Source organism: Caballeronia grimmiae, from assembly GCF_022879615.1.
GTDB lineage: Bacteria > Pseudomonadota > Gammaproteobacteria > Burkholderiales > Burkholderiaceae > Caballeronia > Caballeronia grimmiae.
In genome coordinates this window covers 1,117,594-1,129,653 of record NZ_CP084272.1, presented here as the reverse complement: position 1 = coordinate 1,129,653, position 12,060 = coordinate 1,117,594, and the positions used below count along the sequence as shown (strand labels likewise).

At 61.0% G+C, this 12,060-nt stretch carries 12 protein-coding genes; 1 reads left to right on the top strand and 11 read right to left on the bottom strand.

Annotated elements, in window-relative coordinates:
* Positions 1 to 157: 157 nt before the first annotated feature.
* Entirely contained in the window at positions 158 to 1,198 is a 1,041-nt protein-coding gene (locus tag LDZ21_RS18925) for an ATP-binding protein (protein WP_244795282.1), read from the top strand.
* Here the strand turns inward: LDZ21_RS18925 and LDZ21_RS18920 are convergent.
* The 11 genes from LDZ21_RS18920 to LDZ21_RS18870 form a co-directional block, all read right to left on the bottom strand.
* Positions 1,126 to 1,827, bottom strand: coding sequence for a response regulator (locus tag LDZ21_RS18920; protein ID WP_244795280.1), 702 nt, complete (start codon positions 1,825 to 1,827; stop codon positions 1,126 to 1,128). The two genes, LDZ21_RS18925 and LDZ21_RS18920, sit on opposite strands and share 73 nt — an antisense overlap.
* A 2-nt stretch (positions 1,828 to 1,829) precedes the next feature.
* Entirely contained in the window at positions 1,830 to 3,020 is a 1,191-nt protein-coding gene (pqqE, locus tag LDZ21_RS18915; RefSeq protein WP_244795278.1) for a pyrroloquinoline quinone biosynthesis protein PqqE, read from the bottom strand.
* A gap of 12 nt (positions 3,021 to 3,032) precedes the next feature.
* Entirely contained in the window at positions 3,033 to 3,332 is a 300-nt protein-coding gene (pqqD, locus tag LDZ21_RS18910) for a pyrroloquinoline quinone biosynthesis peptide chaperone PqqD (protein ID WP_152562563.1), read from the bottom strand.
* A 5-nt stretch (positions 3,333 to 3,337) separates the two neighbouring features.
* On the bottom strand, positions 3,338 to 4,072 hold the full coding sequence (gene pqqC, locus LDZ21_RS18905) for a pyrroloquinoline-quinone synthase PqqC (RefSeq protein WP_052005726.1): 735 nt from the start codon (positions 4,070 to 4,072) through the stop codon (positions 3,338 to 3,340).
* A 43-nt stretch (positions 4,073 to 4,115) separates the two neighbouring features.
* On the bottom strand, positions 4,116 to 5,036 hold the full coding sequence (gene pqqB, locus LDZ21_RS18900; RefSeq protein WP_244795276.1) for a pyrroloquinoline quinone biosynthesis protein PqqB: 921 nt from the start codon (positions 5,034 to 5,036) through the stop codon (positions 4,116 to 4,118).
* Positions 5,037 to 5,058: 22 nt separating this feature from the next.
* Complete coding sequence (locus tag LDZ21_RS18895; protein WP_244795274.1) at positions 5,059 to 5,628, bottom strand: cytochrome b; 570 nt, start codon at positions 5,626 to 5,628, stop codon at positions 5,059 to 5,061.
* Positions 5,629 to 5,691: 63 nt separating this feature from the next.
* The gene (locus tag LDZ21_RS18890) at positions 5,692 to 6,513 is read right to left on the bottom strand and encodes a formylmethanofuran dehydrogenase subunit C (RefSeq protein WP_244795273.1); all 822 of its coding nucleotides are present in this window, start codon (positions 6,511 to 6,513) and stop codon (positions 5,692 to 5,694) included.
* Positions 6,510 to 7,451: a formylmethanofuran--tetrahydromethanopterin N-formyltransferase gene (gene fhcD, locus LDZ21_RS18885; RefSeq protein ID WP_244795904.1), complete on the bottom strand. Its 942-nt coding sequence runs from the start codon at positions 7,449 to 7,451 to the stop codon at positions 6,510 to 6,512. Before fhcD ends, LDZ21_RS18890 begins: the two co-directional genes overlap by 4 nt.
* Positions 7,452 to 7,456: 5 nt before the next feature.
* Positions 7,457 to 9,148 (bottom strand): formylmethanofuran dehydrogenase subunit A, encoded by a 1,692-nt coding sequence (locus LDZ21_RS18880; protein WP_244795271.1) that lies wholly within the window; start codon positions 9,146 to 9,148, stop codon positions 7,457 to 7,459.
* Positions 9,145 to 10,395 carry a molybdopterin-binding domain-containing protein gene (locus LDZ21_RS18875; RefSeq protein ID WP_244795269.1) on the bottom strand — a complete coding sequence of 417 codons (1,251 nt, stop codon included), beginning with the start codon at positions 10,393 to 10,395 and terminating at the stop codon, positions 9,145 to 9,147. Before LDZ21_RS18875 ends, LDZ21_RS18880 begins: the two co-directional genes overlap by 4 nt.
* A 954-nt stretch (positions 10,396 to 11,349) precedes the next feature.
* Entirely contained in the window at positions 11,350 to 12,048 is a 699-nt protein-coding gene (locus tag LDZ21_RS18870; RefSeq protein ID WP_244795267.1) for a HisA/HisF-related TIM barrel protein, read from the bottom strand.
* Positions 12,049 to 12,060: the final 12 nt, after the last annotated feature.

Genomic DNA, 12,060 nt, shown 5'->3' with positions numbered 1-12,060 from the left:
TTGTGGCTTCCTTGAAACGATCGGCCTCTGATAGAAAGAGTCGCACAACAATCCGTGCGCGCACCGGGAGCTTTTCCCGATCGTGCAGGGAAGGGTTCCCAAACGTCATTTGCATCCGCCATCGCGCGGGCCTGGCGTGCTTAAAATGGATTCCGCGATGCCATCCGAATCCTTGTCCTCTCGCGCTAAAGATGCTTCCAGACGCGCAACGCCCTCGACGGCGTCGCGCGATCTGGCATGCGTGCTCGCGATGACCATCGTCGCGGGCGCAGGCTTCGCGCTGATCGACTTCAGCGAATTCACTTATCGCTGGACGCGCAGCGCCGAGCGCTTTCAGCTCGATGAACTTCCTGCGACCCTGCTTGTGCTTGCGCTCGGTTTTGCGTGGTTCGCATGGCGGCGCTACAAGGACGCGCGTCGCGAAGTGCGCCGCAGCCATGCGCTCGAACAGGAGGCGGAACATCTGCTCGCTGAAAACCGGCGGCTGGCCGATCAGGCCACTACCGCGCAGGAAGCGGAACGCCGCCATCTAGCGCGCGAGCTGCACGACGAACTGGGTCAGTACCTGAACGCGATATCGCTCGATGCGGCACGCATCCGCGATTTGTCCGCTGAACGCGAGGACGAAATTCATCGGCTTGCTTTGGCGTTGATGCAAAGCGCGACGCACGTGTACCGCGAAATCGGCGGCATGACTCGCAAGCTTAGGCCCATCGGCCTCGATGAATTCGGCTTGCCGACCGCCATGGAACATTGCATCGAAGGCTGGCGCGAACGCCTGCCGCAAGCGGAATTCACATTGACGGTAGAGGGCGATTTCGACCATCTCGGCGATGCGCTCAACATCGCGCTTTATCGGCTCGTGCAGGAAGGGCTGACGAACGTGTCCAAGTTCGCGCGTGCATCACGCGTAGAAATCTATCTGGTACGCACGCCGGAAACGAAGCAAGGCTCAGGAGAGGTCGTCGTGACTATCGCGGACGATGGTCCGGGCGTCGATCTCTCAGTGCCGCGCAAGGGCCTGGGACTTGTCGGCATGCGCGAGCGCGTGGAGGCGCTGGGCGGCGAATTCCATCTTGCGAGCAGTCCCGGCCAGGGCTTTCTGGTCTGCGCACGCGTACCGGTTCAGGCGGGGCGGCCGTTGCCTAGCGAGCCGAACGAAGGCGCGTCGGGTGCGCCAGTGAGATCGGAAAAATGAAGTCCCAGACGATTTGCGATCTGCGCGAGCTGGACGCCATTATCGGCGCCGAATTTCTGCCGTATCACCGATTGATGATTGGCCACGGTCTTCTGACTCAGTCCGAGTTTCTCCGCAATGCTCGGCAGCGTATAACCTTGCACGAGCAAACGGAGCACTTCGAACTCACGCGCCGATAACTGCCGTCCCGGCGGTCCTTCCTGAATCGTCGCTCGCAATGCGATCGCTTGCGAAATATCCGGGCTCAGATAGCAAACGCGACGCGCAACCGAGCGCACCGCTTCGACGAGCACATCGGGCGCGCTGGCTTTCGTGACATAACCGCGCGCGCCGGCGTCGAGCGCACGGCGCACGAAGATCGCTTCCTCGTGAACGCTGAAGATCAGCACGCGTGCATGCGGCTCGCGTGCGAGCATGCGACGCATCGCTTCTATACCGCTTGCGCCGGGCAACGCAAGGTCCATGACGACGACATCGGGCTGCAACGCGCAGAACTTCTGATGAGCCTGCGCGGCATCCGCCGCTTCGCCCGCGACGCTGACATCGGGGCTGAGTTCGAGCAGACGCTTGTAGCCTTCACGCACCACGGCGTGATCGTCTACGAGCAGCACGGAGATATCGGCATGCATGGTTATTTTTCTCCGACTTCCGATCCATCCGTTCGATGCGTCGAAGCGAGCCGCCGCGAATTCGCATCGTTACGAAAGACGATGGGCTGTTCCTGCGGCTCTTGTCTCATCGAGGCCGCGCGCACCACTTCGATCACTCGCTCATGATGCGCGGACTTATCGCATACGGGGTCCGCATTTGCGGGGTCTTGCGTTAGCAGATAAGCCTGACAGCGGCATCCACCGAGATCGATTGTTTTCTCATCGCAGCTGCGGCATGGCTCTTTCATCCAGCCAAAGCCGCGAAAGCGGTTGAATGCATCGCTTTCGTACCAGATGTCTTTTAGTGGCGTGTCGATCACGTTGGGGAACGTGAGACCCGGGAGCGAGCGCGCCGTATGGCAGGGCAGCGCGGCGCCGTCCGGCGCGATGCCGAGAAACACCGAGCCCCAGCCGTTCATGCAGCGCTTCGGGCGACGCTCGTAGTAGTCGGGCACCACGAAGAATATCTTGCACTTGTCGCCGATTTCCTTGCGATACCGCTCGACCACGGCTTCCGCTTCCTGCAACTGCTCGGCGGTCGGCATGAGTTGCGCACGGTTCGCATGGGCCCAGCCGTAGTACTGCGTATTGGCGAGTTCCAGATACTCCGCGCCCATGTCGAGCGCCATGTCGATGATGCGCCCGATATGCGGCAGGTTATAGCGATGCAGCACGCAATTGAGCACCATCGGAAAGTCATGCGCCTTGATGAGACTGGCGACGCGCTTCTTCAGATCGAATGTCTTCGTGCTCGATAAGAAGTCGTTCAGCTCCTGCGTGGAGTCCTGAAACGAAAGCTGAATGTGATCGAGGCCCGCATCCTTGAGCGCGGTAAGGCGCTTGTCCGTCAGCCCGATGCCCGAGGTGATGAGGTTCGTATAGAAGCCGAGCTTGCGGGCTTCACCAACGAGCGTTTCGAGGTCATCGCGCAAGAGCGGTTCGCCACCGGAAAAGCCCAGTTGCGCTGCGCCTAATGCACGCGCCTGACGCAATACGTCGAGCCATTGCGCCGTATCCAGTTCGCGCGAATGGTCCGTGTAATTCACCGGGTTGTAGCAGAAGACGCAGTGCAGCGGACAGCGATACGTCAGTTCAGCAAGCAGCCACAACGGCGGCGCAATGGGCGTCCCTTCGTGTTCCGGCTTGGCGATGGGTTCGGAAAGATCGGTCATGCTTGCACCTTTTCACTCCAGCCAGCCACGCGCACGCGCGCCGGCGATGAACGCGCGCACATCGTCGCCGAGACCGGCTGCGTTGAACGCCTGTTCCAGATCGGCGACAAGCGCGGGAATATCGCGCGTGCCATCGCAACGAAGCAGGATTTGCGCGGCGCTCTGATTGAGCTTCACCATGCCTTCGGGGTAAAGCAGCACGTGCGCGTCTTGCGCAGGCTCCCATTGCAGGCGAAAGAGACGCTTGAGCTTCGGACGCAAGGCATCGTCTGGAGCGTCGACGGCTTCGTTTATGCGTTGAGTCGGATTCATGTCGCTCATGCCGGGAATGCCTTTTCGATTGAGTCGAGCATGGTCCAAAGAATATCCAGCTTGAATTGCAAGATATCGAGTGCGCGTTGCTGTTGCTCGCGCGTGGTGAAATGCGACAGCGTCACTTCGAGACCATGTTCGACGTCACGCTGCGCAAGCGACACGCGCGAGCGAAAATAAGCGAGCCCTTCCGGTTCGATCCATGTGTAATGCTCGGGCCACGTGGCAAGCCGGTCCTTGTGAATCTGTGGTGCGAACATCTCCGTCAGCGACGAGCACACCGATTCCTGCCACGGCGCGCGGCGTGCGAAGTTCACGTAGGCATCGACGGCGAAGCGCACGCCCGGCGTCACGAGCCGAAGCGACCAGAGATCGTCGCGTGAGAGCCCGACTGCGTCGCCCAGACGCGCCCATGCTTCGATGCCGCCGGGCTGTTCTTCATAACCGTCGTGATCGAGAATACGCAGCACCCAGCGGCGGCGCGTCTCGCGATCGGGGCAGTTGGACATGACCGCCGCGTCTTTGAGCGGAATGTTGATCTGATAGTAGAAGCGGTTCGCGACCCAGCCGCGTATCTGCTCACGCGAGCATCCTCCGCTGTTCATCTTCACGTTGAACGGATGATGAATGTGGTACGACGTGCCCTTCGCGCGCAGTTGCTCTTCGAACTGCTCGCGCGTCCACGCGGGGCCGGCTTCCTTCAGTGCGGTGAAGTGCGGGCCGGTCGTGGGGTTCAGCATCGGCGTGAAAGCGTTGCCAGTCATTCAATGATTCTCCGCGATGTCATAGCTCGAAGCTCATGCCGTCATGCGCCACTTCGATGCCATGCTCCGATAGCATGCGCCGTTCGGGTCCGTCCTCGATCAGGATAGGGTTCGTGTTGTTGATATGGATGAGCACCTTGCGCACGTCCGCGCGGCCGATCGAATCGAGCACTTCGATCATGCCGCCGGGACCGCTTTGCGCGAGATGTCCCATGTCCGCGCCGGTTTTCTTCGTCAGGCCGAGGCGGATCATTTCGTCGTCGGTCCACACGGTGCCGTCGACGAGCAACAGGTCAGCGGTGCGCATCGCATCGAGTACATGCGGTTCGAGTGAGCCGAGGCCGGGCGCATAGAACGCGCGCTTGCCCGTGACGTCGTTCGTGAACATGAGGCCGATGTTGTCGCCCACTTCCGGCGCTTCGCGATGCGGCGAATAAGGCGGCGCTTTGCTCGACAGCGGCAGCGCATCGATGCTGACGCGCGGCAGTTCGGGCACGCTGAACGCCTCGCCATCGAGCGCAATGCGGCGATGCTCGACGCCGCAGTAATGCGAAAGAATGGATGTGACCGGAAAGCCGGTCGACAGGTCTTGCCATACCGCGTCGGTCGTATAGAGCGGCAACGGCGTGCCGCGCTCGCGCAGCATCAACAGGCCGGTGACGTGGTCGATCTGCGCGTCCATCGTAATGACGGCGGCGATGCCCGTGTCGCGCACGCGGCGTGCGGGCTGCAATTCGGGGTTAGCCGCGATCTGCGCGAGTATGTCCGGCGATGCGTTGACGAGCAGCCAGTCTTCACCGTTGTCACTGACCGCAATCGACGACTGCGTTCTAGCACGCGCAGCAATGACGCCTCGGCGCACGCCGTCGCAATTGCGGCAGTTGCAATTCCATTGCGGAAAGCCGCCGCCTGCCGATGAGCCCAACACGCGAATCTTCATCGTCGGGTCCTGCGCGAATACGTCATGGCCACATTCTCCTTAACAGCCCGTCCTTATCGATGAGCTGATGCTTCATTGCGCCCAGGAAATGAAGAACGATCAACGCGGCCAGCATCCATGCAATGAAACCATGTATGCCGAAGAACAATTCGCGCATTGCTTTATCGTCCGATCCCCATTGTGGCAGAAGCACGCCCCAGAAGCGCGTGCCGTATTTGTTGAACGACGAGCCGAGATAGCCGGTCAGCGGCATCGCGACCATGCCCGCGTATAAAAGACCCTGCGTGGTGCTCGCGGCGGCGCGTTGCCACGCTCCCATCGGCGGCAGAGGCGGCCGGCCATAGGCCAGGCGTACCAGGATGCGGATCAGCACCAGCAGGAAAATCGTCAAACCGAGCGACTTATGGAAGTTGATGACGGTCGACTTGAACGCCAGTCCGCGTGGCAGGCCCACCATATAAAAGCCGATGCACAGCATTGCAATGATGGCGATGGCGATGATCCAGTGCAGCGCAATCAGCGGCCGGGCGAAGCGTTCGTTCGCCACCGTCGACCGGCCGGGCGTCGCGGGCCGGGTGCCGACTGCGGTCATGGCATGCCTCCTTCGCGAAAGGGCATTGGTGCGGCGGATAGAGGGTCCATTGTTATCGTCGTTTCATGAATTGGCGATCAGCAATTCCCCCCGTCCGTCTACGGCAAGATCACCGGTATAGCGCCTTGGCAATGCGTTTTGCACGAGCGTCGAGAAAGGCGCGATCTCTCTGGCGAGCATGCCCGCAAGCAGTCGCCAGAAGACATCGAAGCCGCGTCCGCCTTCCGTGAAGGTGGGTGGATCGCGTGAGGGATTCTTCAATAATACGACCGTGCCGCGCCGCATACCATAGCCCAGGTGTAAGCCCGTTTGTCCTGCGACACAGACCGTCCCTGCAACGAGGCGCGACGCAGCAAAATCCCCGGTATTTCCGCCGATGAGCACGGTGCCACGCCGCATGCGGTCCGCAAGGCGCGCGCCAGCATCGCCGTGGACGACGAGCGTTCCGCCGCTCATGCCTTCCATGTTGCCGGGCAGCGCGCCCGCCGCGAAGTCGCCGACGTTGCCTTGAATGGTCACGCGTCCACCTTGCATCTCGCATGCGGTGAACCGGCCTGCATTGCCTTCAATCGACAAGTCGCCGCCTGTCATGCCGATGCCCACGTAGTCGCCCGCATTGCCGTGAATCGCGAGCTTGCCTTCTGTAAGCGACGCGCCAATGCGATCGAGCCACGCCACATCGCCTTCTATACGAAGCGAGGCATGGGCTGCATCGGCTTCGGCGATGTCGAAGAGATCGCCGATCGCGCACGTTTCACCGTCTGCGTGCAGCGGCACTCTTGGACGTTCCGTAGACGACATTTGCGCAAGCGTTAGAGGAAGTAATTTGGAACCATCCACGCGAAAGCCAGGCGAACTTCTTACACGCAGCGTGACGGCGTTCATGCGCGTGCTCCAGCGACGCCAGCGGATAACTCATGCAACTTGAAGTGGTAAGGCCCGAGTTTGCCGCCATAGTTTCCGGCTGAAATGCGCAAGACTCCGCCTGTGCGTCCTATAGACGTAGCTGCTGTGATTCCGGCTGTCATTGCCGCGCCGACGTCGGCATCGGTGAGACCGTCGATCACGATTTCGAGCACGCACGCCACTTCCGGAGTGAGTTCGCTTTTCGTCGACAAGCCGACGAGCGTCGGACAAAACGCATCGTTCGTGGATGCCGTCGCGCCTTTGTACTTCGAGCCGATCTTCGACCCGGAGCGCACGACGCCGCCCGGAAAAGGCGTAATGACATTGGGCAGCTTGTGCATTGCGGCAACGGCGGATTCTGCCGCATGCAATGCGCTGTCGATGTCGCTCGCAAGAAACAACAGGTTGCCGCCGCCCACTGCCTTGACCGTTGCAGTGAGTTCTTCGCAGACGAATTCGCCGTCCATGACGGGCACGCGCCAATAGCGCGTCGTGCCAAGCACTTTCGATATCTGAAAGCCATCGCCGAAGAAGCGCAGGCCAGCGCCAAGCGGTGCATTGTCGGAGAGCGGCGCACGGCTGGTCGACGGATCGATTCCGCCATAGACGGCCGTCGTCGGGCACGTCAATACGCATTGCCCGACGCGACGCGCAACCTGCTTCGCCAGTTCCTTCGACGACACCGCGAATATCAGCACCGATATTCCTGGCCTTCCGTCGGGAGTTTCATCGCCAGCGAGGTCGCGTTCGATGCCCGCCTCGCATCCGCAATCGATGACGGACGTAGCGAAGCCCGTCAGCGAATTGGCGGCGTGACGCGCCCACGTCGAGGTATGCGCGGTAATGATCAGACGCGTCGCCTTCATCGGGAAGGCTTCGGCGAAGGTGTCATCAATCTCGGTGTCGTTGATGCGCATGGTGGTCATCGCCGTTCGCATGCGACGGGCAAGAGCTTGCCGCCGTTGCAGACCGCACACATTTCGTCGTCGCCGATCGCGATGTTTTCGAACCTTCCCGCCAGATTCGCGTGCGTGTAGTCGCGCACGCGTTGTTCGATTGCGCGGTCATAGTCGGGCGTCATGAAGTGAATCCCGCCCGTTGGTGTTTGCAGCAAGGTTCCGTCGCGCGCAATGAGTTCGCCGTCCTTGAACACGAATGCGGGCGACGTGAACATGCGCTCGCGATTCGCGTCTTCCCGATACACCGCGATATCAGCCGCCGCGCCCGCGCCCAGATGCCCGCGATCGGCGAGACCAAGCAGACGCGCAGGGCCGGCACGGGTGACGATGGCTATTTCGTAAAGAGAGAGTTCGCGTGTGATTTCACTGAGCACGCTTGCGATTTTTGCATCGGCGTGCAGCTTGTTGAGTTGCTCGTCGCGAAATGGCTTGTCCATCAACAGGCGGATCAGATGCGGATAGCTCGTGAACGGTCCGCCATTGGGATGATCGGTGGTCATCGATACGCGCCAAGGATCATCGACGAGCAGAAAGATCTCCAGCCCGATGATCCACTGCAGCGCATTGACGAAGCTCTGCTCGCGATACCGGAACGGCACGACGCCGCATCCGCCGTCGCATTCGATATCGCCCAGTATCCATTTGCGAGGACGCGCAAGCGGTGCATTGCGAAACTGCATCATCGTGTCGCCGGATGCGGAGACCGTCTGGCCGAAGATGATCTGGCCGACATCGATCGTGACGTTGGGCCGTGCGTTGACCGCTTCCGCGATTGCGCGTGCGCCCGATGAAAACTTGAGCGGCCCTTCGGTTCCATAGCTATGGAACTGGATATGCGTGAGATGGATGGGCAGGCCATCGGATGCGTCCATTGTCGCGAGCGTCGATTGCACATTGCCCGGCACACCGAGATTGCTCGCATGCACATGCAGCGGATGCGGCACGCGCAGCTCGCTCAGCGCGCGCGTCAACGTCCTTAGCACGTCGCGCGGCGTGATGCCGTAATGCACGTGTGCTTCGTCGAGATCGAGCGAACGCTGATTGAACTTGAAGGCGGAGATGCCGCCGGGATTCACGACCTTGACGCCGAGCGCCTTGTTCGCGTCGATGGTCCAGCCGACGTAATCGCGCATGCGCTCGAAGTCTTCGTTGGCCGCGAGCATTTGCAGGAAGAGTTCGTCGTTGCCCATCATCACGTAGGCACCGTGATCGATGATCGGCGTATCGCCCATTTCGAGGTGCGTGTGACGTGCGTTGGATGCGACCATTGCCGGTTCGAACGCGGCGGTGTAGCCCATTTCCGCATAACGATAGCCGGTGGCAAGCGTTCCGGGCGCGCATGTTCCGCACGAGGGCAGACGCATATAGCGGCCTTCGCCGGGCTTGTCGGGGACGGCGCGCGCATCGTTGCGATGATCTTCCGGCAGCAGCAGGCGCGACAGATTGGTCTTGCCGCCGCCGATGTGCGAATGCAGATCGATGCCGCCGGCCATTGCGATCATGCCGCTCGCGTCGAAATCGCGTTCGGGCGGGATGCTTTCGCTCTGCGCGTTATCGACGATGCGGCCATCGCGAATGATGATGTCGCGCCGGACGCCGTCGATGCCGTTCGCCGGATCGTAGACGGCGGCGCCTCTGATGCGCGCGTGGGTCATTGCGGCCTCCTTGCGCGGACTAGTTCGCTGGCGATTGCGGCCACGGTTGGCAAAGGCGTATTGCGTGCAGCGACGAGCGGCACGACGACCGAGGCATCGACGCGAAAAAGGTGGCCGTTGCTATCGATGCCGGGTGTCGCGACGGGGATGAAGACCGTGGTTGCCTTGCGCGCGTCGTGCGTCGTTGCGGGATGGCCGAGGATGATGGCGGGCACGTCGTCGGGTAGCGACGAAGGCAGTGGCTCGGGGCCGAAGCTCGATATCCATAGCAATGCGTCGATCTCCTTGCGGCGCAATAAGTCGTCGGTGCGATAGCGGTGCGAATCATGTTCGAGCGGCACGCCATACGCGACGCGCGTGCGCAACGGAAAGCCCGATAGCCACGTGACGGCTTGATTGACGGAGAGTGCGCCGTCGTCGCCGGTCAGCGCAAGTGCGCCTGCGCGTGTGGTGCGATTGATCGTCTTGACGATGCGGTTGATCGCTTCGATGGCGAGGGCTGCGTGTGGAGCGGGCAGCGTGGCGGGTTCGTAGACGAATGCGGTGTAGTGCGCGGCGTGGATGCGTTCGAGCAATGCTTCGAGTTGTTGCGCGGTTTGCGCGTCGGCGAGCGCATTGGCGTTGCGGCCCTCCGTCAGCGCGGACCAGAGTGCGAGGATGTCGAAGGGATCGGTGTTTGGAAGTATCGCTTTGGCGTTGGTGCTTGCAGCAGGATCTGTGTCGCATCCGACGAAGACGATATCTGTCTGGGGGTCGGGGTTGCGCACGCGTTCGAAGAAGCGCGGATAGCGCCGCGATGGTTCGCACGCGATGACGACAATCAGATCGGCGCGCGAGCGTATCTCCGAGAGCGTGGTGAAGAATGCGCCTCGATCCTGCAGGGCGAGTGTGCTGGCGGCGAGCGCGTCGCCGTGCAGATGATCGAGGATGGCGCCGCTGTGTGCCGCGAGTTCGTATAGCGCGCGTGCGCCGGCGATGTCGGTTGCTAGTCCGCTGAAGAGCGGACGGCGGGCTTGTTCCAGGATTTTTGTCGCTTCGGATAGTGCTGTGGTTAGGTCCGTATTTTCGCCATTTATCTGGGGGTTCTTTGTTGCGTCGTTGTTCGTGAACGTGGCGAGCGATCGCGTTAGACGCGGACAGGTCGTGTTCGATGCCTCCAGACTCGCAGTCAGCACGATGTCCTCGCATAGCAGCGGGCAGAAAGGACACGTTGTTCTTGCTGGCGCTTTGGGCGGGGAGCTGGACATAGTGGGCGAGCTTTTAGCAAGGTCTATGCCGAACGGGGGGTCGCTGGCGCGCGAGTGGGATGTTGGTGGTGAGCTTGTATTCGTGTCGGTTTATTAGCTCGCCCCTCCCCGGGGCGGGGGTCACTTTCTTTGCCGCTGCAAAGAAAGTAACCAAAGAAAGCAGCTTTTTTAGGCCCGAAGCAAAGTACGCGTAGCTACTCCGTAGAACATCGGTGGCACTCAGCTTGAAAGAGCCTTGAATTACCTTCCGCGCCCGCTGACTACTAACGTCCTCCGAGCCCCTTGGCTCGACAACACCATAGGGGCACCACGCGCTACGTGCTATCAACGCTGTCGAGCGTTCAAATCAAGAACATGTAATGGGCGCAGCCGAAAGGCCACGCAGCAACACCGACCGGAGCGGGAAACAGTCTTGCGCGATCGAGCGCCGCTCGACGTTGCAGTCGTTCTCATCACAAGCGTCGTGCGGCAAAGCTGTTGAATCACAACGGAGTGCGAAGCCCGAGCGAGAAAGGCTTCAGTAAGGGCATTCAATTAAATCTGGTCAGCCTTGAGCTGTAGCGTGGCGCTTGTTCATACAGCAGGTTTTGACGAGCCAAGGGGCTCGGAGGACGTTAGTAGTCAGCGGGCGCGGAAGGTAATTCAAGGCTCTTTCAAGTTGAGTGCCACTGATGTTCTACGAAGTGACCACACAAGATAGTGCATCGTGCGGTTCAGAAAAAAGCTGCTTTCTTTGGTTACTTTCTTTGCAGCGGCAAAGAAAGTGACCCCCGCCCCGGGGAGGGGCGAGCTAATAGACCGACACGAATACAAGTTCAACGCAAGCAGGCTCAAAGCAAAGCAAGTGCAGATCCAAATGCTCCCAAATCGCCACAAACTGTCACTTGCTGAACCAGCAGACCGACCAAGAAAGCCCGCGATGCGAATCAATCTCTCGATGGCATAGATATTGAGTCAGGCCAAAGCCGAAACCCCAAGTGCAAGCTCATGAACCGCCGACCCGACAAGCCACCCGTGCGCGCCAGCGCGAGAAGCACGTGCAAGATCACTGCGATCCCGCACGCCGCCCGCGCCGAACAAAAGACGCTCTCCGGCCATCCCGCGCACGGCAGCAAACGTATCCAGATCCGGCCCGGCGCGCGCGCCAACCTGATCGAGCGTCATGACGATGACCCGCATCGGCCAACAAGCGCTATCGCCATGAAGCGAACCCAACGCCCGCCCGCCGTGATAATCGAGCGAAAGAACCGGCTCGTACCCAGCCGCAGCGGCATCCGAAATTGCGCCCGCATCGCGCAAACTCTCAGTTCCGAACACCGGCACGAGCGATGCCCCCGCACCGCAAGCACCGAACAAAGCCCGCACCGATGCAAAGTCGCTGAACCCCGCATCGAGCCAGATAGAAACGCCCTGCCCAAGCGCATCGCAAAGCGCAGCAAGCGCATCGATATGCGCGCTACGCTCCAGAATCGCGCCGAGATCCGCCACATACAGCGTCCGCGCCCCCGTCGCGCGAAGCAATGCCCGAGCAACCGCGACCGGTTCGCTCGTCGCACACAGTGATGACCGAATCGGCCGGTAGCGCGAACGCTCGCCGCGCACTGCATGCACCACATGACCGTCGAGCAGATCGAGAACGGGTATCACCTGCATGGATCGCCTTCC